The sequence below is a fragment of the Picosynechococcus sp. PCC 8807 genome (assembly GCF_001693295.1).
In the GTDB taxonomy this organism is placed as follows: domain Bacteria; phylum Cyanobacteriota; class Cyanobacteriia; order Cyanobacteriales; family MRBY01; genus MRBY01.
This window is the reverse complement of record NZ_CP016489.1, coordinates 66065-88111: the sequence shown is the minus strand read 5'-3', so window position 1 is coordinate 88111 and position 22047 is coordinate 66065. Positions and strand designations below refer to the sequence as shown.

General features: G+C 49.4%; 19 protein-coding genes, 2 pseudogenes and 1 riboswitch. Of the genes and pseudogenes, 13 read left to right on the top strand and 8 right to left on the bottom strand.

Going from position 1 to position 22047, the window contains the following annotated elements:
* Positions 1-81 precede the first annotated feature (81 nt).
* The 7 genes from AWQ24_RS15470 to AWQ24_RS15440 all read left to right on the top strand — a co-directional run bounded on the left by AWQ24_RS15470 (position 82) and on the right by AWQ24_RS15440 (position 6219).
* A complete protein-coding gene (locus AWQ24_RS15470) occupies positions 82-1617 on the top strand; it encodes an energy transducer TonB (RefSeq protein WP_232318918.1) in 1536 nt (511 codons plus the stop codon).
* Between the two features lie 65 nt (positions 1618-1682).
* On the top strand, positions 1683-2588 hold the full coding sequence (locus AWQ24_RS15465; protein WP_065717540.1) for an MORN repeat-containing protein: 906 nt from the start codon (positions 1683-1685) through the stop codon (positions 2586-2588).
* A 118-nt stretch (positions 2589-2706) separates the two neighbouring features.
* Entirely contained in the window at positions 2707-3678 is a 972-nt protein-coding gene (locus AWQ24_RS15460) for an iron ABC transporter permease (protein WP_065717593.1), read from the top strand.
* Positions 3678-4715, top strand: a complete 1038-nt coding sequence (locus tag AWQ24_RS15455) for an iron ABC transporter permease (RefSeq protein ID WP_065717539.1) — start codon at positions 3678-3680, stop codon at positions 4713-4715. Before AWQ24_RS15460 ends, AWQ24_RS15455 begins: the two co-directional genes overlap by 1 nt.
* 3 nt (positions 4716-4718) lie before the next feature.
* Positions 4719-5534, top strand: a complete 816-nt coding sequence (locus tag AWQ24_RS15450; protein WP_065717538.1) for an ABC transporter ATP-binding protein — start codon at positions 4719-4721, stop codon at positions 5532-5534.
* A 104-nt stretch (positions 5535-5638) separates the two neighbouring features.
* Positions 5639-5881, top strand: a complete 243-nt coding sequence (locus tag AWQ24_RS15445) for an AbrB/MazE/SpoVT family DNA-binding domain-containing protein (protein WP_030008115.1) — start codon at positions 5639-5641, stop codon at positions 5879-5881.
* Positions 5875-6219, top strand: coding sequence for a type II toxin-antitoxin system PemK/MazF family toxin (locus AWQ24_RS15440; RefSeq protein WP_041444131.1), 345 nt, complete (start codon positions 5875-5877; stop codon positions 6217-6219). The genes AWQ24_RS15445 and AWQ24_RS15440 overlap by 7 nt, the downstream gene beginning before the upstream one ends.
* 62 nt (positions 6220-6281) lie before the next feature.
* Here AWQ24_RS15440 and AWQ24_RS15435 read toward each other — a convergent pair whose 3' ends face one another.
* The 6 genes from AWQ24_RS15435 to AWQ24_RS15410 form a co-directional block, all read right to left on the bottom strand.
* On the bottom strand, positions 6282-6818 hold the full coding sequence (locus AWQ24_RS15435) for a hypothetical protein (protein ID WP_065717537.1): 537 nt from the start codon (positions 6816-6818) through the stop codon (positions 6282-6284).
* A gap of 64 nt (positions 6819-6882) precedes the next feature.
* Entirely contained in the window at positions 6883-7776 is an 894-nt protein-coding gene (locus AWQ24_RS15430) for an ABC transporter substrate-binding protein (RefSeq protein WP_012305560.1), read from the bottom strand.
* Between the two features lie 58 nt (positions 7777-7834).
* A complete protein-coding gene (locus AWQ24_RS15425) occupies positions 7835-8212 on the bottom strand; it encodes a VOC family protein (RefSeq protein WP_012305559.1) in 378 nt (125 codons plus the stop codon).
* A 113-nt stretch (positions 8213-8325) separates the two neighbouring features.
* Complete coding sequence (locus AWQ24_RS15420) at positions 8326-10974, bottom strand: TonB-dependent hemoglobin/transferrin/lactoferrin family receptor (RefSeq protein WP_232318930.1); 2649 nt, start codon at positions 10972-10974, stop codon at positions 8326-8328.
* Between the two features lie 103 nt (positions 10975-11077).
* The gene (locus tag AWQ24_RS15415; protein ID WP_012305557.1) at positions 11078-11911 is read right to left on the bottom strand and encodes an ABC transporter ATP-binding protein; all 834 of its coding nucleotides are present in this window, start codon (positions 11909-11911) and stop codon (positions 11078-11080) included.
* Positions 11908-12930 (bottom strand): iron ABC transporter permease, encoded by a 1023-nt coding sequence (locus AWQ24_RS15410; protein ID WP_065717536.1) that lies wholly within the window; start codon positions 12928-12930, stop codon positions 11908-11910. The genes AWQ24_RS15415 and AWQ24_RS15410 overlap by 4 nt, the downstream gene beginning before the upstream one ends.
* A gap of 514 nt (positions 12931-13444) precedes the next feature.
* Between AWQ24_RS15410 and AWQ24_RS15405 the strand changes: the two genes are divergently transcribed.
* The 3 genes from AWQ24_RS15405 to AWQ24_RS16115 all read left to right on the top strand — a co-directional run bounded on the left by AWQ24_RS15405 (position 13445) and on the right by AWQ24_RS16115 (position 15438).
* Positions 13445-13642 (top strand): DUF2892 domain-containing protein, encoded by a 198-nt coding sequence (locus AWQ24_RS15405; RefSeq protein WP_012305555.1) that lies wholly within the window; start codon positions 13445-13447, stop codon positions 13640-13642.
* Between the two features lie 54 nt (positions 13643-13696).
* Positions 13697-14230, top strand: coding sequence for a cytochrome b6-f complex iron-sulfur subunit (petC, locus tag AWQ24_RS15400; RefSeq protein WP_065717535.1), 534 nt, complete (start codon positions 13697-13699; stop codon positions 14228-14230).
* A 414-nt stretch (positions 14231-14644) separates the two neighbouring features.
* Positions 14645-15438, top strand: a protein-coding gene (locus AWQ24_RS16115; protein WP_157096829.1) for an IS5 family transposase whose coding sequence is annotated in 2 segments (ribosomal slippage) — positions 14645-14978 and positions 14978-15438 — 795 coding nt in all. Because the reading frame shifts where the segments join, the coding sequence is not laid out codon by codon here.
* 23 nt (positions 15439-15461) lie between these two features.
* Here the strand turns inward: AWQ24_RS16115 and AWQ24_RS15385 are convergent.
* Positions 15462-16742: an NAD(P)/FAD-dependent oxidoreductase gene (locus AWQ24_RS15385; protein WP_065717533.1), complete on the bottom strand. Its 1281-nt coding sequence runs from the start codon at positions 16740-16742 to the stop codon at positions 15462-15464.
* 361 nt (positions 16743-17103) lie between these two features.
* Positions 17104-17183, top strand: a riboswitch (Fluoride riboswitch).
* 99 nt (positions 17184-17282) lie between these two features.
* Between AWQ24_RS15385 and AWQ24_RS15380 the strand changes: the two genes are divergently transcribed.
* A complete protein-coding gene (locus tag AWQ24_RS15380; protein ID WP_065717532.1) occupies positions 17283-18899 on the top strand; it encodes a sodium:proton antiporter in 1617 nt (538 codons plus the stop codon).
* Here the strand turns inward: AWQ24_RS15380 and AWQ24_RS15375 are convergent.
* A complete protein-coding gene (locus tag AWQ24_RS15375) occupies positions 18896-20512 on the bottom strand; it encodes an alpha/beta hydrolase (RefSeq protein ID WP_257784387.1) in 1617 nt (538 codons plus the stop codon). The two genes, AWQ24_RS15380 and AWQ24_RS15375, sit on opposite strands and share 4 nt — an antisense overlap.
* Before the next feature lie 198 nt (positions 20513-20710).
* Here AWQ24_RS15375 and AWQ24_RS16110 point away from each other — a divergent pair.
* Together AWQ24_RS16110 and AWQ24_RS15360 are read left to right on the top strand one after the other, a co-directional pair.
* A pseudogene (locus AWQ24_RS16110) lies at positions 20711-21581 on the top strand (IS4 family transposase); the annotation flags it as partial.
* A pseudogene (locus AWQ24_RS15360) lies at positions 21578-21895 on the top strand (recombinase family protein); the annotation flags it as partial. The pseudogenes AWQ24_RS16110 and AWQ24_RS15360, both read left to right, overlap by 4 nt.
* Positions 21896-22047: the final 152 nt, after the last annotated feature.

The window sequence follows — 22047 nt, the reverse complement described above, 5'->3', positions numbered from 1 at the left end:
TTTATTGAAATAAATTCTTATTAATGCTAAGCTGTAGATTGCTTTACAGTAACTTTGCAACTGATGGTAAGGAAATCCCCCATGAGTATGTCTGACCTTTGTCAGCAAGAGCGGCAAAATGAACAGGAAATTCTGAAAAAATGGTTGGCCTGCGGGTTGACAGGCTCTGTTGTCCTCCACGCAGGGGCTTTGTTAGGGTTGCGCTGGTTACCCCCGATAGAAACGGTCTCTACGGAACAACCGCCCTTAGAATTTATCGTCACTGAAACGCCGCCTGTTGAAGAGCCGGAAGTCATGGAAGAAACACCTCCAGAACCCCTGGACACTCTGCCAACATCTGTGGCAACTCCGAGTGTGCCTGCTCCAAGTGCAGTGACCAATAGCCCTGTGCCAATCCCCCAGCCAACGGTAACGGCTGCGGCTCCTACAGTTCGCCCCCAGGAAGCACCGCCAGAACCCCAGGTTCAGGAAACGACCTCTGAGCCAGAATCCCAGGAATCTGCGTCCGAACCGGAACCTCCGGTGTCCGAGGATGCCCCTGCTCCCCTATCGCCTGAAAATTCAAACCCATTGCGGGGTCAACTACAGGCCGCCACATCAGGAGCCGAGCGCAATGCCACCACAAAGCCTGGGAGCACGGCAACCGGAGCGAACCGTTCTAAGCCAACAAGTCCTGGTGTTTCCTCCGCCCCCCTTAGTGCAGCCAATAATGCAGGTCTCCGTGGCAGCCTGCAGAATGAAAATCGCCAAGGTAATCCCAACACAAACAGTAGCGGTAGGCCCGGCAATCAAACAGCAGCTCAACGGTCTGCTCCAACTCGCCCAAGCAATAATCCTCCTGCGGCCCCTGTCGCATCTGGAGCCGGTTGTTCTGCCCCCAGCCAACCGCAGTTTCCTGCTTCCCTTGCCTCTAGGGGAATTGAGGCAAGACCTGTGGTTGAGGTGATTACAAGTACAAATGGCAGTGTGGCCCAAGCAAGAATCCTGCGCTCTAGTAATTACTCAGCCCTTGATCAGGCGGCCCTCTCCGCTGCCCGGGGCATTCGTTGTCCCAGTGGTGAACAGCGGCGGGTACGTTTAGCGATTAACTTTGCGCAACCGGGCACTGACTTTGAACGGGAGGCTAAACAGCGCCAAACGGAAGCAGAGGAGCAACGCCAAGCTGAACTGGAACGACAGCGACAAGCCGAGGCCGAACGTCAACGCCAGGCGGAATTAGCGCGCCAACAACAAGAACAACAGGAAAATCAAGCCCAAGAACAGCAAGCCGCTCAAGAACAACAGGCCGAAGCTGAACAACAACGTCAAGAACAGAATCAAGCAGCCCAAGAACAACAACGCCAGGCGGAAGCCGAGCAACAAAGACAGGCCGAGGCCGAACGACAGCAACAAGCAGAAGCGGAAAGGCAGAGACAGGCGGAAGCTGAGCGCCAACGTCAGGCAGAATTGGAGCGTCAAAGACAAGCTGAACAGGAAAGACAACGCCAGGCTGAGCTTGAGCGTCAGAGACAGGCGGAAGCTGAACGTCAACGCCAAGTCGAACTAGAACGGCAGCGTCAACAGCAACAACAGCAACAACAGCAACAGGCGGTACCCACATCGGAAACGGGTGGTTAGGTCTGATTGGTTCGTATGTTTTGAGTCATTACTTTATTTGAATATTTGAAGATTGCAATTAGATTATGGTCATTTACAAGACATTTTTTTCTTTGGGTTTAGCAGCTTTAGGCACTCTCTTTACAGGGGCGATCGCCAATGCGGTGACTATCTCTTTACCGAATGGTGGCCAATGCGAAGGGGAACTGGTGGAAGGCCAACTTCAGGGCCAGGTCACTTGTGAATATGGCAACGGTGATCGCTATGAAGGCGAATTTGTCGCGGGGCAAAAAGAAGGGGAAGGAATCTACACTTTTGCGACGGATGGCCGCTATGAAGGGGAATTCCAAGGTGGACAGATCCAAGGCGAAGGTATCCGAGAATATGCCAATGGCGATCGCTACGAAGGCGAGTTTGCAGCAGGACAACCCCATGACCAAGGCACTTTTACCACTACCGATGGCGGCAGCTATACTGGCAAATTTGTTGCCGGGGTACCCAGCGGCGAGGGGACTTTCACCTACCAAAATGGCGATCGCTGTACGGGTACAGTTGTAGAGGGAAATCTTACGGGGCCGGGTTCCTGTGAATATAGCAATGGCGATCGCTATGAAGGCGAGCTAAAAAACGATCTCCCAGATGGGGAAGGAACATTTACCTTTAGTGATGGCAGCCAGTACACCGGAGCAGTGGCCCTCGGCGCAATTACCGGCCAAGGGGTTTATACCCTCGCCAATGGCAATGAATATGCTGGCGAATTTGTGGGTGGTAACTTTGTGGGCCAAGGCACTTTTACTTACCAAAATGGCGATCGCTGCGAAGGGGAGTTTGCCGATAATCTGCTCAACGGCCAAGGGGTCTGTGAATATGCCGATGGCGATCGCTACGAAGGCAATTTTCAAAATGATCTTTACCAGGGGGCCGGTGTTTACATCTTCAGCGATGGCACGCGCATTGAAGGCACCTGGGATGAAGGGGAATTAGTTGAATAATATTCCTATTTCTGATTTTTTCTAAGTCTTGTCCTATGCCGTTTCGGTTGATTTTTCAAGTGTTGTGACCCAAACCAATTTTTTTTCCGCTTTATTTTTACCCCGGTCGATACGTCTCATGGGAGGTTTATTGATCAGCTTTGCCTTACTTCTGGTGAGTTTTTTGGCTAGTCTGAATTTTGGGGCGGCTGATATTTCTGTGGCAGAAATTTATGGGTCAATTTTTCAATTTGATGGGTCTACGGAACAGCTTGTAATTCGGACAGTTCGTTTACCGCGATCGCTCATTGCCTTGGTGGTCGGTTCAGCTTTGGCCGTTGCGGGGAGCCTGATGCAGGGGATTACCGGAAATCCTTTAGCTTCTCCGGCGATTTTGGGGGTAAATGCGGGGGCGGCCTTTGCGGTGGTGTTAGCGACATTAATTGGTGGCGGCAATTCTCTTAATCTCTATGCCGGGTTTGCGCTCTTTGGGGCCGGTTTAACGGCGGTTTTAGTCTATGGCTTTGCGTCCCTGGGTCGGGGTGGGGCTTCGCCGCTCAATTTGACCTTGGTGGGAGCTTCTTTTACCGCTTTTCTCGCGTCCATGACCAGCGGCATTTTAATCGTCAGTCAACAAACTCTAGATCAAATTCGTTTCTGGTTAGCGGGTTCGGTGGCAGGTCGAGATCTTGATTTGCTTCTCCAGGTTTTGCCCTATTTAGTGGTGGGTTTATTGCTTTCTTTGAGCCTCGGTAAACAAATCACCCTGCTCAGTTTGGGGCAGGATATGGCCCAGGGATTGGGACAAAATACCCTCGTGATTAAGATCTTGGCGGCGGTTTGTGTGCTGCTGTTGGCTGGGGGGAGTGTGGCGATCGCCGGGCCGATTGGCTTTGTGGGACTGATTGTGCCGCACATGACCCGATTTTTGGTGGGGACGGAATACCGCTGGATCTTGCCCTATGCAGCGGCAATGGGCGGAATTTTGCTGCTGTGGGCGGATATTCTGGCGCGGTTGCTCATTCAGCCCCAGGAATTGCCCGTTGGTTTGGTGATGCCTCTCATTGGTGCGCCGTTCTTTATTTACCTGATTCGCGCCAAGGTGAAATGATGAGCAAAACCCCCCTAACTTTTCGGCCTAATTTCTTACCCTTTTCGTTGCAGTTGGATCGACGGGTGCCGTTGGCGATCGCCTTTTTATTCATAAGTACCCTCGCGGCGATGATCATCAGCTTGGGGGTGGGGGAATTTTTTATTCCGCCCCGAGAAATTCTTCAGACGCTACTGGGTTTCAATGGCGATAGTGACGCCAGCTTTGTGTTGTTGACCCTACGTTTGCCCCGAATTTTAGTGGCTTGGTTGGTGGGGGTGGGTTTGGCGATCGCCGGGACGATTATTCAGAGCTTAACCCGCAATCCCCTGGCTGAACCGGGCATTATCGGCATCAATAGCGGTGCAGCCTTGGCAGCAGTGAGTTTAATTGTGATCTTTCCGGGTGTTTCTGTGGCGGTATTACCCTTGGCGGCCTTTGGGGGTGCTTTGGCGGTGACGGTGTTGATTTATCTGATCGCTTGGCAGGGGGGCAGTTCACCCTTGCGCCTCATTTTGGTGGGCATTGGTTTTAATTTGATTGCGGCGGCCTTGACCAATTTACTCGTCACCTTCGGCAACATCAATCAAGTTTCCCAAGCGTTGGTGTGGCTGGCGGGTAGTGTCTATGGGCGCAGTTGGGAGCAGGCGATCGCCCTCGTGCCGTGGATCGTGATTGGCAGTAGTGTGGCTTGGCTCATGAGTAAAGAATTAAACGGCTTTCATCTCGGTGATGATCTCGCCCAAGGTTTAGGGGTTTCCATCGAGGTGCGACGGGGATTATTAATCTTGGTCAGTACGGCCTTGGCCGGGGCATCGGTAGCCACGGCGGGGGCCATTGGGTTTGTCGGTTTAGTTGCACCCCACATTGCGCGCCAGTGGGTTGGCAATGTTCACCAAGGATTATTGCCGACTGCGGCGTTGATGGGCGGCTGCTTGGTGGTGGTGGCTGATCTGATTGGTCGCGTTGTTTTTGCGCCCTTGGAATTGCCCTGTGGCATTATTACCGCGATCCTCGGTGCCCCCTATTTTCTCTATTTATTGATCAAGCAACGTTAAACCATGAGCCAACTGAGCGCGAAGCAACTCACCTTAAATTACGGCAAGAAGACAATTGTCGAGCAGTTTAATCTGGCGATTCCTGCTGAAAAAATCACGATTTTAGTAGGGGCGAATGGCTCAGGAAAATCAACGCTGTTGCGGGGTTTAGCGCGACTACTCCCCCCAAAACAGGGCAATATTTACCTCGATGGCAAGGCAATTCAAAAGTATTCTAATCAGACGATCGCCAAACGGCTGGGCATTCTCCCCCAAAATCCCACGGTCCCGGAAGGGTTAACGGTGCGGGATCTCGTTGCCCAGGGCCGCTACCCTCACCAAACTTGGTGGCAGCAGTGGTCAAAGGAAGATGAATATTACGTCGAGAAGGCCTTGCAGATTACGGGGATGCAGGAATTTGCGGATCGGGATCTGGATACTCTGTCGGGTGGCCAACGGCAGCGGGCTTGGATTGCGATCGCCTTGGCGCAAAACACTGACATTTTATTACTGGATGAACCGACCACGTTTTTGGATTTGGCGCACCAAATTGAAGTTTTAGATCTGCTGTTTCACCTCAACCGCACGGAGGGTAAAACCATTGTGATGGTGCTCCATGAGTTGAATTTAGCCTGTCGCTATGCGGATCACCTCGTCACGATTAAAAACGGCAAACTCTATAGCCAAGGCCACCCCAGCGAGGTGATGACTCAAACCATGGTGGCGGATGTGTTTCGGTTGCAGGCGGAAATTATCCCCGACCCGATCACCCACACGCCGATGTGTATTCCCATTTCCCAAGGCGATCGCCAACTCGTCAAAGATCATCAGAAATATTAGGCGATCGCCTCCATAGAAAACAGGTCAGCTTTAGCACTAACGACTTTGATAATGATCGTGTTGTATACTCAATGTATAAACACTGTATTTGGAGATTCCCCCACATGATCACCCAAAAAATCACGAAATGGGGCAACTCTTTTGGTATTCGCTTGCCTCAATCCATGCTCCAGCAATGCGGTTGGCAGGAAGGGGAACAAGTGACGATATCAATGGAAAACAACCAAATTATTTTGAGCCTTGCTCGACCAAAATATAGCCTTGCGGAATTACTCAAGGATGCAAAACCTGAAGCACAGCATTCTGAAGTGGACTGGGGGGAAGCCCAAGGAGAAGAGTCTTGGTAAAAATTAACGGCATGGTTCCTAAGCGGGGGGATATTATTTTTCTCGAACTGAATCCCCGCACAGGTAGTGAACAATCAGGTTATCGTCCGGCGATCGTGATTTCTCCTGAGGAATATAACCGTATTTCTAATCTGACCCTAATCTGTCCAATCACGAATAAAGAAAAAGGCTGGGTGTTTGAGGTGAAACTTCCGCCTAATCTCAAAACCCAAGGCGTCATCCTGGTCGATCAAATCCGGGCGGTGGACTGTCGAGCCAGGAAAGCAAAAATTGTGGAACAACTTCCCCTTGACACTCTTAATGAAGTACTCGCGAGGTTAGAGCCTCTTTTGATTTAGGTCTGTCCTGTTCTACCAAAGTTTTTAATCAAAATTCACCTGACCTCGCTAACTGTAATCCCCTAAATGAGTTGCAGCGATCGCCGAATCGCATCACATTGCTCTGGGTCATACTGCCAACGTTGTAAAAAATCTTGGTAATCCCCTGAGCCAGCTTCGAGGGTTTGCAGCAGACGTAATCGCTCATTTTTAAAAATGACATTGCGCTGTTCCAGTTGTTTGAGGAGATTCAAAGAGCGTTTTTTGACCCGTTCCGAACCCTGCTGCTGGTTAAAATCACCGTTGCGTCGGTGGGCGATCGCCATGGCCGTAGACATCGCCACATTTTTCACCAAAATCTCGTAGATGTGTTCCGCCACTTGAGTAAATCCGTCCAGAAAAATCCCTGGCGGTTGATCCGCAAGGGGGCTATTGCCCGTTAAATAACTCACAAAAAAGCCCCGCACCCCATCCCGGTGACTCAACAATGCCTGCATCTGCGCCAGAATTTCCGCATCCGTTAATTTTTGGGATTCAACCTGTTCGAGCCAGGTTTGGGTAAAGGCGATCGCCTCCGGGAAAGAAAGGGCGTTGAGATCTGTGACGTTTAAAGCAGTCATGGGATAAATTTGTCCAAAATCGTGGAATTTTTACAAGACGAACAAGGCCGAGTGGGGGCAGTGTCTAGGTGATGCTTTGGAGCTTTTCGCAGGTGCTTTGAATTGCCTCAAGGCCCCCCGGATTTACCAAGCCATAATAATCAAAAGTATAAATGCGATCATTTTTCACGGCGGCTAAGTCCTGCCAAAAAGGAGCCGATTTGAGCTGATTGATCGAATCGTCCCCCACATCCACCATGATTAACATTTCAGGGTTAGCGGCCAAGACTTTTTCAGGGGAAAGGGTGACGTAACCCTGTTGGGGACTATCGCCCTGGAGATCGGCGACGAGATTATTTAACTGGAACCGTTGCAAAAGATCCCCGGCCCAACTCTCCTTATTAGGAGCAAGCATCGGCTGATTACTGACTAAAACCAGAGTCGGATCGTCTGGAGAAGCACCTTGGGGCACGCATTGAGCGTAGCTTTGGAGTAGGGGCGTTGGGTCGGTTTGGGTTTTTTCGGCGAGGGTCTGGGTTAATGCTTCAAGCGATCGCCAATCGGGGACAGCAGTGGCGAGGGTTTGAATGCCCAATTCCTCCAATCTTGCCAATACTTGATCATGGAACCCCGTTGCACCAACGACTAAATCTGGTTTGAGGGCAACAATTTTTTCGAGACTGGGGGGCGTTTGCCCTTCGCTGACCGTGGGCAGTCCCGCAAAGGTGGGGTTGTTTGCCAATAAACGGCTTCCCGGAATTCCCACTAATTTTTCTGCATCGAGACGGGCAATAATATCCGCTGACAGGGAAGTGAGGGCGACAATTTTGGTGATCGTTTCCGGTTCGGTGGTTGCTGCATTGCTAATCTCTGGGGCAGTTGGGGCGATATCCGCAACATTCGATGAACTTTGGCTGCAACCGACCATTAACAGCAACAAGGACAGGCTTAGGCAACGTTTAAAATAGGGCATTTGCATCGTAATTTAATTAGGAGAACTAAAAAAACATGGGGTGTGAGGCGGCGAAAGAAAGGAGTTATTTTGAAACGGTAGAGATAGCAACTGGTTGCAGGAGACTAATTAACTGCCCCTGGGGACTCCGCACTGCGGCCACTTTGCCAAAGGAAGGTTCCCGTACACGACCTTCGAGGCTGCCACCGAGGGCTTCGAGTTGGGCGATCGCCCCGTACACATCCTCTACACAAAAACTGAGAATGGGAGTGTCGCCTGTGTTTGGCGGTTCCGCCACACTGTGAAAAGCGATGGTGGTGCCATTGGCTTCTACTTCCCCCCAGGTGGGACTTTGGGCCTTGATCGGTAGCCCTAACCCCCGATGGAAAAAGTCAATAGCAGCGGCCACATCTTCAACCATCAACATGACGTGGCGAAATTGAGCAGTAATCATTTCAGACATGGATTGTCTCCAATAGGTAAACAACAAAATTGAGTAAAAACAACGAAACAAAGAGCGAACGATACAGCAAAAACATAGCGATTGATCCCTGGAAAATTAGGGTAAAACCAAGCTTAGAATTGCCACGTCAACCCAGCCCGCAGACTAATTCCCGGTTGGGCATAGCGGGCAATATCAACGGGTTCTGGCGAATTCAAGAGGGGCCGGACGTCGGAATAGAGGAAATATTGGTTGTTAAATAGATTAAAAATCCCCGCATTCAACTTGAGATTGGGATTGATGTTGTAATAGCCCAACAAATCCACCACCGCATACCCCTCTGGACTGTAGGAACCCGCCGGGCGATCGCCCCGGAGTCGAGGCTCACCGACCAAAGTGGCAATGAGATCTGTACCCCAACGATCTTCCTTTGCTCGATAACGTAGTCCCAATACCGCTTTGAGGGGTTCTACGCTTTCAAGGGGTTCATCATCTTCTAGGTCATCCCCCACCGTGAGGCCCAAACTACCGATCAGACTAAACCCATGGGGTTGCTCGCTAAAGCGATATTCCCCGGCCAGTTCGACACCGTAGGTGCGGGCAGCACCGACATTTTGGGATTGGAACAAATTCACCAAATTGCCGTTGATGAGTGTTGTACCTGCATTGGCAAAGGTTTCAATAAAATTTTCGTAATAGCTATAGAAACCCGTTACACTAAAATTCCCCCGGGGAAAATCACCACGAATTCCTAATTCAAAAGTGTCGCTGGTTTCCGGTTTGAGATTCGGATTTGATAGGGTTTTATAGCGGAAGAAAGGACTGGTTAAATTTGTAAAGCCCGCATTGATTTCACTGTACAAAGGTGATCGGAAGCCCCGGGCGTAACGACCAACTAGGGCAATTTCTGGGGAAGTTTGCCAAACAAACCCTAGGTTAGGGGAAAGGGCAGAATCACTAAAGTCAGCAGCTTCGGCATCGGGACTGTTGCGTTGGTAAAGCTCGTCAATAGTAGTATCGAGGCGATAGGTGTCATAGCGCAGACCAGGCAAGAGAGTAAAGGTATCCGAAAGGGCCATTTCATTTTGCAAATAGACCCCAAAGCGAGTCGTTTCTGAATCTGGGAAATCTTTTACCGGGAAATTATCGGCTCCCACTTGGTTGGTCGTGAGGGTGACATTGCCAGCGCTATCAAAGCGAGTTTCTAGGCCGTCTCTGGTTCGCTCGTTATTTGTTTTGGATAAATCAAAGCCATAGGTTAAACGGTTATTGACATTGCCCCAACGGAAATTACTTTGGAGCTGTACTTCACCGCCAAACAGTTCGTCGGTAAAGGTATTGCTGAGATTACGGAAACGTCGTTCTGTCCCGGCAAAATTTAAAAAGTCCTGGGTGCGCAATTCATCAACACCAGCATTTTGGTAGTAAACCTGTAACTTAGCATTATCAATAAAACCCTCTCCGTCGGGGTTGTCATAGAGGTAAGCGAGACTGTAGCGTTCCCGGTAGGAATCTGCTTCGAGGGTTTCGTTTTGACCTTGAAACCCCCGGGGGCCTTGGAGCAGGGCCGCAGTAATCGGGGCGACTTGGAATTCATTGGTGCTGCGGAAAATTTCTGTAGTGAAGCCCAGGGTAGAATTTTCACTGAGCTTGAAATTTAACTTCCCAAGGAAATTATCGCGATCGCCATAGCGGTCATCGACAAATTCATTTCCTTCGGGGAGGCGGGCCTCAAATCCACTGCGTCCGGTATAGCCAATTAATGCTTCGAGGGAATCGGCTCGGAAGGCGGTCACTGCGCCATAATTGAGGCTTTTGTCGGTGGTTTCAAAGCCGGTGGAGATGCGCGTAAAGTTATTTTTATCGGTTAAAGCGAGGAGATCGCTGGGATCAATGGTTTGGAAACTAACTACCCCACCGAGGGCATCGCTGCCATAGAGAGCAGAGGCCGGGCCGCGAATGATTTCGACCCGTTGCAAGCTATCGAGATCCACATAATCTCGTCCCAGGGCCGGAGTGCCAAAGGTAAATTGAGTTGGGATGCGAATACCGTCATTGAGAATCAGCACCCGATTGCCGCCTAGACCGCGAATGTTGACATCTTGCAGGCCATAGCGTCGGTCATTTCCCACAGAAACGTTGGGTTCGTAGCGCACCAGATCCCGCAAATCTTGCACGAGATTATCGTCAATTTCTTCGGCATCAATAACACTGATCGAGCCGGGGGTACGACTCACCAGGCGCGGCGATCGCGTGCCCAATACCGTAATTTCGAGTTCTTCGACGGGCATCGCATCTAGATCCAGGGGCATTTCCGTCAAATCTGCCATATCGTCCTTGGTCGCAATGGTAGCCATGGTTTCGAGGGAGACAGCGGTTGTGGGTAATTCCCCTTGACCCTGGACAATAATTTCTAGGCGATCGCCTCCCTGTTGTTCGACTGTAATGGCGGCAATATCGGCGGTTGGTGCGGTAAATTGCCAGGTTTGACCATCAGGTAAAGTGAGGATGGCGGGTTCGATAGTTGCGACCAGATCTGTCCCCCGCTGAATAAAGGGCTGACCAGGCAAGGTTAAGGGCTGCCCCGCCGCCGTTTCGAGAATGATATTGACACGATTGGGTCGGGTGTCGAGGCGAATTCCAGTGATGGTAGCTGGTTGGGCTTGGGCCAACTGGTTCGTTTCCGGATTTGTTTGGGCGATCGCCTTGTCCGGGGACATCCAAAACATCAACGGCACCAAGCCACACAACGCCAAGCTATAACGCAGAGAAGAAGGTTCCATGAATAAATAAATTAATGAGTATAAATAGATGCAATTAGAACAAATAGAGCACGATCTGATGTAGAGAAAGACCAAACTAGAGAGAGAGTAGTGGTGTCTGTAATTAAACCGAGGCTGGCCCCAAAACGCAGACTTGTAACCCTACGGGGGTCGGCATTGTCACCGCTTCTACCCCAAAGCCAAACCGCAGATTTTCTGGGGTGATCACTGCAGCGGGTGTCCCTAGGGCAAAGAGTTTGCCGTCCTTAATCATGGCCAGGCGATCGCTGTAACGGGTCGCCAAATTGAGCTCATGGAGAACGGTGACAATGGTCAAATTTTGCTGGCGGTTTAACTGCTTAAGCAGATCCAACAATTCCAGTTGATAGTGAATATCCAGAAACGTTGTGGGCTCATCCAAGATGAGAATCTTTGGCTTTTGGGCGAGGGCTAGAGCCAAAAAAGCCCGTTGACGTTCCCCGCCAGACAGTTGCGCCACAGGGCGATCCGCAAAAGGTAACAGTTGAGTTTGGGCCAAGGCTTGATGAATTTGGGCCTGATCCGCCTCGCTATATTCCCACTGCCACCAGCGCTGGTGGGGTGCTCTCCCTAAACCGACTAATTGCCGCACCGTTAAGCCCATCGGAATCCGGGATTGTTGGGGTAAAACCGCCAGACTCCGGGCAATTTCCTGGGGCGATCGCCGCTGAATTGCTTTGCCATCCAAGCGCACTACCCCCCGTTGGGGTTTGAGAATGCGACTGAGAAGTCGGAGTAGGGTAGATTTTCCCGACCCATTGCCCCCCACAATAGTCAGCCATTCCCCTGGATGAACCGTTAAGTTGACATCCTGAACAACCGACCTTTTGGTATAGCCCCCAAACAGATGCTCCCCTTCAAGCAAAGATGACCATGAAGATTCTGGCGGTTGTACCTGTAATGCCTGTGATAATGTCATGCCTGAGCCTCCCGACCCCGCCGATAAAGCAACGCAATAAATAAGGGTGATCCCAATAGGGCTGTGACGGCTCCCACGGGTAATTCCACCGCCCCAGAGCGAGACAGCAGATCCGCCAAGGTTAAGACCCATGCCCCAGCCAAGGCAGAGAGGGGCAAAATCCAGCGGTAGTCAGCCCCGACTAAGAGCCGTACCCCATGGGGCACCACCAAACCCACAAAACCAATAAGGCCAGAAATACTCACTGCACTGGCCGCCAATAAGCTGGCAATGCCGCCAATCAGTAACCGCGATCGCCCTAGGGAAACCCCCAGACCCACTGCCGCATCATCACCGAGGTTCAGCAAATTTAAAGACCGTCCCAATAGACAGCCGACAATTAAGGCCACACTTAGATAGGGCGCCACCAAGCTCAAATCCTGCCAACCACGACCATTGAGGCTACCGATTAGCCAATTGAGGGCCGCCTGGATGCGACTATCATCCGCCAAAAGAATGAGGGTGGTTTGCACTGCTCCAAACAGAGAACTTACCGCCACCCCTGCCAGTACCAAACGTTCCACCGACAGGCCGCCGCCCACATAGCCGAGGCCATAGACTACCGCCGCGGTGACCAAAGCCCCCAGCCAAGCTCCCAGGGGAATCCAAATTGCCAGGACATTGAGGGTAATAAAGGCGATCGCCACTAAACCAGCCCCCGCCGAAATACCAAGGATAAACGGATCGGCGAGACTATTGCGGAGTAACCCTTGGAGGAGCGCACCGGATAACCCCAAAGCAGCCCCCACTACCAAGGCCACCACAATACGAGGTAACCGCAAGTCCCAAATAATCGTTTGAAACATCGGGTCTCCCTGATGTCGCAACGCTTGCCAAACTTGATCTGGCCCCATGGAGACGGCCCCCTGACATAGGGCAACAATACTCGTAATTACCACTAAGACAGTAAGTAGCACAGATGTCCACGCAATCCGCTGTTGAGAATAATCCTGAATTGAAAACTGAAAACACCTAAGCATCGATCTAAATAGTTGAAATTTAATAGCAAAAATTAAAGTCCACTGATAAACATCCCAGAAATATTGACTGGGCCTAGGACGTTTTAAAACCTTAGAAAAATAACCGTCGATGACTTAACTGAAATAAAAACCCCATGGCCCATTAACCGCGATTGACTAATGTCATGGGGTTGATGACATCTCCCTAAAGTTGCAATTAATTAGCATTAACTTAGAGACTTTAGTGGATCATTCTTGTCCTGTCAAGCAAACTACTAGAAATCTTTTTCAATTAAAGTTGGATCGACATCGCTAGCTACCCAAGTCAGGTCAGGACAAGATTTAAGGCGTTTTGCGCTGAATTCTGCTTGGGCAAGTGGACAAACCAAAACAAGCTAAAGATATTGACTGCATAACTAATTAGCTTTATATTGATAAATAAGTCAGATGTCAGCCAAAAACAATCTCAATAGGTTCGCAAGAGATTTGGCTCCATCGGCTCTACTGCTCAACCTTTCGGTCGGAGATCAACAAAATGTTTAACAATGTTGGCACTGGCGATCGCCTCATTCGCCTTTTATTCGCAAGCGTCCTGGCTTACTTGGGCTTGTTTATCTACAGTGGCTCTGTCCTCGGTACCGCTTTGGTGGCCGTTGCCGCTGTTCTTACCTTAAGTGCAGTCCTGGGCTCCTGTATGCTCTACGGTTTACTCAAAATTAATACCCGTCAGTAACACCTATTTTGTTTAGCAATTCAGCAAATTTTATTGAAGAAAGGAGCATTATTCATGGAAAATAGTTTGCCCATCGATAGCCCTTCCCTTTCCCGGCGGCAATTATTAAACTTTCTCACAGGTGCAGTGGTTGTCAGTACCATTGGCCCCGCCCTTTATCCCGTCGCAAAATTTTTTAGTCCCCCTAAAGAAGTGGGAGCAGATGGATCAATTCTTGCCAAAGATATTAATGGCAATTTAATTCCAGCAAGCCAGTTATTGGCCGAAGCACCAGGCACAAGAGCCCTAGTCGCCGGGTTAGCCGGGGAACCCACTTATCTCACGATCCAAGAGGACAGTACCCTTCATCCCTGGGGTATTGTCGACAACTGCACTCATCTGGGTTGTACCTTTCCGTGGAATGAAAATAACGACCAGTTTCAATGTCCCTGCCATGGTTCCCGCTATGATGCCGAAGGTCGTGTGGTTCGCGGCCCAGCACCGCTTCCCCTACGGCTTGTTCACATCTATTTAGAGGGAGATTATGTCCGCATTGCCCCTTGGGTAGAACTTGATCCACGTACTGGCAAAAAACCCTGGTGGGTCTAATGACTTTCGGTTTTTAAAAACTTTCCTGCGTGCAACTCAGCACAGTTAAAAGATGCTCAAAAAGTTAAATTTTGCATCTCAACTAAAACTGTGCTCTTTTTATTTCTCAAAATAATTCTACTAAAGTAATCAAGTGAGAATTTAAAAACACATTTATTAAGTAAGTCTAATCCGCTAACTGTATGATTGAAACTGAATCTGATAACACTAACTTTTTCTTTTTTAAAGGCTCTATTAATAAAAATTTTAGCCCCTGGGAATATTATCCTAGATCTCGATTTTCTCAGCATTGAAAAGACAAAATTTTCACTGCACTTAGAGGGTATTTATAAAGTAAAGATAAAAAAGATGAAAATTGGAAAAGATAGAGGCTAGATTGGTTGGTAACTGAGCGTTGTGGTGAGGCTTTGACCCATGACAGATAAAGTCTATCCTAGCGACCTGAGCGATGCAGAATGGGCCTTAATCCAACCCTTGATTCCCCCCGCCAAACCCGGTGGTCATCCTCGGACTACTGACATGAGACGGGTTTGCAATGGTATCTTTTATCTCCTCAAAACAGGCTGTCAGTGGCAATATTTACCAAAGGATTTCCCGCCCTCCCCAACGGTGTACTACTACTATCGAAAATGGCAAAGGAAAGGGGTATGGGAAAGCATTAACCATGCTCTGCGCGGCCTATGTCGACAACAAGTAGGTAAATCAGTACAACCAAGTGTGTTAATCGTAGATGCTCAGTCGATAAAAACGACGGAAAAAAGGGGGAGGTATTTGGCTTCCATGGAGGCAAAAGAGTAAAGGGAAGATGCCGGGGCCTGTTGGTGGATAGCTTAGGTCTGGTCTATAAAGCCATGGTGGCAGAGGGGAATGCCTCAGAACGAACCTTAGCAAAGGCGGCGGTGATGGAGTTATTAGAAACACAGCCAAAGTTGTTAGAGAGAGTGAAATTAATGTGGGTCGACGCCGGATATCGTGGCGAGGTCTTTGGACTGGGGATTTGGCTGATGATACAGGCGACAGTAGAAGTAATCAAAAGAGAGGGGCGAGAATTTCAGATGCTACCAAAACGGTGGATTGTGGAGCGAACATTTGGGTGGTTGAATTGGTATCGTCGTCTGAGTAAGGAATATGAAAAATTCCCCGAAGTATCGGAGGCGGCAATTTATGCTTGCATGACTCGCTTAATGCTACGGCGATTGGTTACCTAAAGATTTACTTTATAGATAGGCTCTTAGTCTGGAGGAAGGGGACGCACAAGCTGTAACCCCAATGCCTTTAAGCCCAGTTTCTCAAACCAAGGTATCGTTAGACCCCAACGCATTTTCGTCAGGAAAAACAGTTCAAAAAGGGTTTTGCTCCAACTCACCCACCGTCCTTCGAGGGCGACACAGCGGCGACGTTTGACCATGCCTGGCTCCCGCTGTACCGGATCGGCGATGAAGATAATGCCGCGATCGCCAAAATCACTCATACAAATTGCGGCGAGGGTCGCCGTGACCGGAGCACCCAGATTGGAGTTAAGCTGTCGGGCAATATTGTGGGCGGCGGCCATCCCCATCGCCTCCGTCATTTGTCCTGTTTTCGGTAGACCCGTGGGGATTGGTGTGGCTTCATGGGGCGTTAGTTCAACAATCACCCCCGCCGCATACACGGAATCGAACGCTGGATGTTGATAGGTGGGCAAGACGGGAATAAACCCCTGGGAATTGGCGATCGCCGGACAGTCCCGCAAAAAAGCAGGCCCCTGGAACGACGGCAAAACCATACTGTAGGCAAAGGGTAGCTGTTTCCCATCCGCCAAACAAATCATATCCGGTTTAATGGCGGTAATCTCAGCATTGGCACGGGTTGCAATATCCTGTTGCTGGAGAACCTGCTCAACCAATTCCTGCGAGTGGGCCATGCCTCCAATCCCCAAATGACCCAAATAGGGTTCTGGGGTGACCAATGTGATCGGTACCTGCTCCCGCAAACCCAACCGTCGCAGTTGCCAATCTGCCAACAACGCAAACTCATAGGCCGGGCCAAAACAACTTGCCCCCGGTGCTGCCCCCACGACCAACGGGCCTGGATTTTGGATAAATTTTTCCCAAGCTTGGTGGGCAAGCAGTGCATGGTGGGGATTACAAACTGACTGGGTAAAGCCTGTCTCTGGGCCGAGACCCGGTAAAGCATCGAGATTTAAAGCTGCGCCCGGTGCGATCACCACATAATCATAGTCAATTCGTTTTGCGTCTGACCCAACCAAAACATACCTTTCCTGGGGATTAATCTGCTGCACAGCCCCCTGTACCCAATGCAGACCATGGCGACGGGCCAACGTTGGCAAGGGTAATTGCACCTGATCTAATCTTTTTAGACCAAGGGCCACCCAGGGCAAAGAAGGGATAAACGTAAAGTGGGGTGTATCAGCAATGAGGGTAACAGTGTGGTCGGTAGTCAACAGGTGCCTCAGTTCATAGGCCGTCGGCAGACCACCAATACCAGCACCGATTACAACAATATGAGCCATGTAATTTAGGAGGATGCAGTGAGTTTGGCGAGGACAAATCAGGTAGAAACTAGGTGTTTGTCCAAGCTTAATTTGCGGGGGGCAATACCCAGGGCCAAGCCAATAAATTCAGTGTGTATAGAATGGGCTACTTACCACTTACATTGTAGGCTTTCTCGCTGTCTGGTTAATGGAATTCTAAGTTTGTTAAACAGTAATGGACAGACAAAAATGACTGGACGGACGGTGCGGATTTTGTTCGCCTAAAAATTAATCTCACCAGTGCCGTAACCCACTGCAACAAGATTAATCTCTAAGTTTTTCGAGGATTTTGGTGCAGTAGACTTCCTTAGGGTCAATCAGTCAGTTTTTGTGATATAAATTTAGCGATGGTGATGGAGCTCACCGAAACCGCCCAGGATTTTTTTAAATTGCACCTCGGCTAATGGCTCCTACGCTTCCGACTTGTGGTGAAGCAGTAGGGCTATTTTGATCTAGGCTGCACTAATCTTTTTCGCTACAAGTCACGTTGATTAACCACCCTAACGACAACGTGATCCCATGTTAGAGAGTATTATTTGGATTCTTTTGCTCGGTTTTTTTGGGGGGCAAATCGCCCAACGGCTCAGGATTCCGGCCCTGGTAGGAATGGTGCTTGTTGGTATTGTCCTCGGCCCCCAGGTGGGGAATGCGATCGCCCCAGAAGTTTTAGCGATCGCCGCTGATCTCCGGACGATGGCGGTGATGGTGATCTTGATGAAAGCAGGTCTGGGCCTCGACCGGGAGAAATTAGCCCAACAGGGTAGTGTTGCCCTCCGCCTCGGTTTTTTACCTGCGACCTGTGAGGCGATCGCCATTATGTTGATTGCGGTGCAACTTTTCCAATTTGATTGGGCGACGGGACTTTTGTTGGGATGTGTGCTGGGGGCCGAATCACCGGCGGTGATCGTCCCAGGAATGCTGCGGCTAAAGAGTCTCGGTTGGGGCGTCAAAAAAGGGATTCCCGACGCAATTTTAACGGGAAGTGCCCTGTCTGATGTGCTGTTGCTATTAGTGTTTAGTCTGCTGCTGGCTTTTCTCACCCAAACCACGGCGACAGGGGCGACATTAATTGGGGGTTTAAGTTTGAGTCCCTGGCAATTGCTGCCACTGCAAATCGTGACTCAAATTAGCCTTGGTGTTGTCCTCGGTTGGGTGACGGCGCGCCTGTTAGTTTCCCTGTTAGCTCGACAAAATTGGACAGATAATGCGGTACAAGATGGGTTGATCGCCGCTGGTGTGGCGCTACTGTTGGTCATTGGGGCGGAATATTTACCGATTTTCTCTGGTTATCTGGCGGTGATGGGGACGGGTTTTTTCTTAATTGAGTTGGATGCACCTTTGGCCCGTCGCCTGCGGGGAAGTTTTGATAGTCTGTGGGCGATCGCCCAGATTATTCTCTTTGTTTTGCTAGGGGCCAGTATCCAATTGGATGTCCTCGGTGATACGTTCTGGCTGGGTCTCTTGGTGTTGGCGGTCGGTACGTTAGGGGGGCGATCGCTCGGCTGGTATCTCTCGACCCTGGGGAGTAACTGGACTGGGCGAGAGCGACTTTTTTTGCTGCCTGGTAACTCTGCCAAAGCGACGGTGCAAGCGGCCATTGGAGCGATTCCCCTGAGCCAGGGTGTTGCTGGTGGTGAAATTATCCTCGCTTTATCGGCTCTCTCTATTTTGGTGACAGCTCCCCTCGGTGCCTGGGCAATTCCCACCTTTGCCCCCAAACTCCTCGAACGGGGCGACATTGACCCGACTAAAGTTTCTGTAAATCGCTGCACTATCCTCCTGGCTGCCGTAGACACATCGCCCCTGGCCCAGCAAATTTTAATCAAAACCGCTGAATTGGCCCGTCGTAGCGATGCGGAGGTGATTGTTCTCCATGTGATTCGCACCGATAACCCGGCTGAGTTGCAACGGCTGCGACAACAAACCCGCCGTAACCTTGCAGACATCCGCTATCAGTTTATCGCAGTCCCTGGGCCAGTCCCCGCAACGATTATGGATATTGCCCATACCCATCAAGTGAGCGAAATTATTATGGGTAAACGCAACCATCACCCGCCCAATAACTTGCTGATCGGTTCGGTATCCCAGGCCATTTTAGAAAAAAGCCCGTTACCTGTGGTGATTATTGAAGCCTAATTAATATCGATCTGATTTTCCTGTTTGAATTCGGCGATCGCCGCTTCTAACTCCGGCAACGAATCTTGGGTAATCATGAACGTTTTAAATTCCTCATTTTGACTGAGATACTGCCCATAGGCCGGATCTAAATAAGCACGGTACTGGTTATCCTCGGCCGTGTAGACCTGGAAAAATGCGAGGGCGATCGCCTCACTATAATCATTCAACAGTTGGGGGCTCGGTAAATTCAAACGGGGAATGCGATCAAGCAAACCCGTAATCCCCAGATCGAGGCGAGAAATATCCACATGGGCTTGACCCTCCTCCAGGATTAAATATTTTTGCTCACTGCGAATCCACGGAAACGAACGCACCTGCTCAAAAATAAAGGGCGTCGCCGGATCATAGCTCCCTGCCACCACCGCAATGGGAATCTCAATTTGACTTAACGCCGCTTCCCCAAAAATACTGGCATTAACCGGATTTGCCGCAATTACCGCCTGGATCCGTTGATCCCGAAAATTATAATTCTCCGGAGAAAGCTGCAACGCCCGACATTGCAACAACAACGCATTATTAAAAATGCCCCACTCCGCCGCACAATCCTCATTTAACTGCTCAAAATTTGGCGTCGGAAAAGCCCCGGCCACGGCCAAAGCTGTATAACCGCCGTAGGAGTGACCGTAAATACCCACATTTTCTAAATCCAACCGTCCCCCAAACTCAGTGTCATTGCGCCGTTCCAACTCGTCCAACGTAAAACTAATATCGAGGGGGCGATTCACAAATTCCTGCAAATCAGACACCTGGCGCTGGTAACCCACTGCAAATTCCTCCAGATAGGCCAAATCGCTCCCCGGATGTTGCGGTACCACCACCACAAACCCATAACTGGCCAAGTGTTGCGCCAAATTACGATGCTTTTCGGGGGCAGAGGCTAATCCATGGGAAATCAAAATAACAGGCACTTTCTCCCCCAAAGGTTTTTGAGGACGATAGATCTGGGCATAAAATTGGCGATCGCGTTTTTGATCAGCCAACTGCCACGTCTCCATCTCCACAGCGAACATTCCCATCTTTCTCAAATCAGGGCGTTGCCCATAATCAGCCACAGCCGCAAATTTTGCCTCCTGCTTAGCCAATTGTTCAACTTCCTCAATAAATCGTTCTGTTCCCGCTAAAATCGTGGAGACATTTTCCGCAAAACCAAATAATTGTTCTAAATCAACCTGAACATCAACCCCCAAATTATCCAGAACATTTAATAACGTCAGGCCATTTTCCTCAAAGGCAGATTTAATAATTGCCCCCCGCAGCGCGTACTTGCCATTGCGTCCTCCACGAATATTGACCACTTGACCAAAAGATTCTAATAACCTTTCCCCTTCGTCGGTTTTTAAACTGCGAGCCAATAGCACCGGATCAATTTCAATTTTTCGGGTGAGAGCCGTTTGCAGTAATTGACGTTCTTCTGTATCTGCCCCCACAATATCCAAGTAAAATTTCAGGTCGGGGGGAATATTCCCCGTTTCAGCAAAATTTTTCAGGGAGTCAATCTTTAAAGATTCCATCAGTGGGCTGTAGATAAAATAAATCTTTTCAGTGGCCTGTGATGACGCGCCCAAAGTCATCATGGGAATTAATCCCAAACCTAGACTAAAAATCCAAGATGTAATTTTATTTGCCTTTTTTCCCACAATTGTCACCCTGTTGATTACTACATAAGCTACCGATTATAAATATCGATATCTCAGTACGGGACAAAAAGCTCGAAAAGAATAGAAAGAGAGAGGGTTTGATAGAAATAAGCACAAATCAATCAACCCTTCATGAATCAGATTAGCGAAATTCGCCGCCAATTGCGACCTCATCTCGGATGGCATGGAGCCAGACTGTCATTTATCGCCCTCTTCCTGATAGCACTGTTCCGGGCCAAAATCGTCAATCTCGCTGAACTTGCCACCGTTTGGGGAGGCAATGCAGCAGAAGAATTTAACTACAAACGCATGCAGGGATTCTTTCAGTTCTTTGACTTGACGTCAACATGAACCAGATCGCCAAGATGGTGATGAACATTGCAGCTATCTTGCAACCTTGAGTTTTAAGCATCAACCGCACTAACTGATCCTTTGGGGCAACGGATTTCAATATCTTGATATTTTGTTTTATCCATGAAGGTATTGGCTATCCGCTGATGTGAAAAATATTGGAGAAAAAGAAGGGAAACAGTAACAGTATGGATTTGCTTGAACGCTTTGAAACCCTATTTCTCGATATTGAGATTGCCTATCTCACGAGAGACCGGGAGTTTATTGGCAAACCCTGGCTGTCGTATCTGATGCTGGATAAACCAATTCCCCTTTCGTCTGCGCATACGTCAGATAGAAAAGATAAGGAGCGAAACAGGTGCGACAAGAATGCTGCCAGGAAAACGGTGGAGGTGGAGTCGTCAAGTCTATGTCATGGGCACTCGTCTTGACTCGAAACGAAGAGCTAGTAACAATGAGGATGAGTTTCTGATTATCATCACCACCCATGACCCTCAAAATGCTTTAACAGATTACCGTCGTCGCTAGGGAATTGAAACCCTGTTTGGGGCTCTTAAGGCCCGTGGCTTTTGTTTGGAATCGACTCATTTTACCGATAAGGTGCGTTTCGGCCATTGGCTTTGTCTGGGCCATGAAGGCGGGTTTATGGCGACTATTGGTACGACAACTCCTGCGGGAAAATTGGTCTTTGGCATCTTTGCATCGTTGGCTGAGTTTGAGCGGGATTTGATTCGAGAACTTACCATTGCGGATTTGGCGGCAGCTCGCGCTCGAGGGCGCAAAGGCGGACGCAAGTTTGAACTCTCCAAGGCTCAGGTACGTTTGGCTCAAGCGGCTATGGCACAGCGAGATACGATCGTTGCGGCTTTATGTCAGGAGTTGAGTATCGCTCGAACAACTCTCTATCGCTATGTTTCACCTAAAAGTGTACTCAGAGATAATGGGTTGCGAGTTCTTAACTCTTAACATACGATTTTTTTCTTTTCATGAGCTTATAGTCAATCACTGGATTTCCTATGTAACAAAGCTTTCAGATATTTACATAATCCTTAGCGTATGATTGATTTTTTCCGTTCTATGGTGCGACCCTAGGTAGACTTAAAAATAAAGACAATTGT

Coding starts and splice junctions, on each gene's coding strand:
- AWQ24_RS15470 (WP_232318918.1), top strand. CDS start 82: ATGAGTATGTCTGACCTTTGTCAGCAAGAGCGGCAAAATGAACAGGAA.
- AWQ24_RS15465 (WP_065717540.1), top strand. CDS start 1,683: ATGGTCATTTACAAGACATTTTTTTCTTTGGGTTTAGCAGCTTTAGGC.
- AWQ24_RS15460 (WP_065717593.1), top strand. CDS start 2,707: ATGGGAGGTTTATTGATCAGCTTTGCCTTACTTCTGGTGAGTTTTTTG.
- AWQ24_RS15455 (WP_065717539.1), top strand. CDS start 3,678: ATGAGCAAAACCCCCCTAACTTTTCGGCCTAATTTCTTACCCTTTTCG.
- AWQ24_RS15450 (WP_065717538.1), top strand. CDS start 4,719: ATGAGCCAACTGAGCGCGAAGCAACTCACCTTAAATTACGGCAAGAAG.
- AWQ24_RS15445 (WP_030008115.1), top strand. CDS start 5,639: ATGATCACCCAAAAAATCACGAAATGGGGCAACTCTTTTGGTATTCGC.
- AWQ24_RS15435 (WP_065717537.1), bottom strand. CDS start 6,818: ATGACTGCTTTAAACGTCACAGATCTCAACGCCCTTTCTTTCCCGGAG.
- AWQ24_RS15430 (WP_012305560.1), bottom strand. CDS start 7,776: ATGCAAATGCCCTATTTTAAACGTTGCCTAAGCCTGTCCTTGTTGCTG.
- AWQ24_RS15425 (WP_012305559.1), bottom strand. CDS start 8,212: ATGTCTGAAATGATTACTGCTCAATTTCGCCACGTCATGTTGATGGTT.
- AWQ24_RS15420 (WP_232318930.1), bottom strand. CDS start 10,974: ATGGAACCTTCTTCTCTGCGTTATAGCTTGGCGTTGTGTGGCTTGGTG.
- AWQ24_RS15415 (WP_012305557.1), bottom strand. CDS start 11,911: ATGACATTATCACAGGCATTACAGGTACAACCGCCAGAATCTTCATGG.
- AWQ24_RS15410 (WP_065717536.1), bottom strand. CDS start 12,930: ATGCTTAGGTGTTTTCAGTTTTCAATTCAGGATTATTCTCAACAGCGG.
- AWQ24_RS15405 (WP_012305555.1), top strand. CDS start 13,445: ATGTTTAACAATGTTGGCACTGGCGATCGCCTCATTCGCCTTTTATTC.
- petC (WP_065717535.1), top strand. CDS start 13,697: ATGGAAAATAGTTTGCCCATCGATAGCCCTTCCCTTTCCCGGCGGCAA.
- AWQ24_RS15385 (WP_065717533.1), bottom strand. CDS start 16,742: ATGGCTCATATTGTTGTAATCGGTGCTGGTATTGGTGGTCTGCCGACG.
- AWQ24_RS15380 (WP_065717532.1), top strand. CDS start 17,283: ATGTTAGAGAGTATTATTTGGATTCTTTTGCTCGGTTTTTTTGGGGGG.
- AWQ24_RS15375 (WP_257784387.1), bottom strand. CDS start 20,512: ATGACTTTGGGCGCGTCATCACAGGCCACTGAAAAGATTTATTTTATC.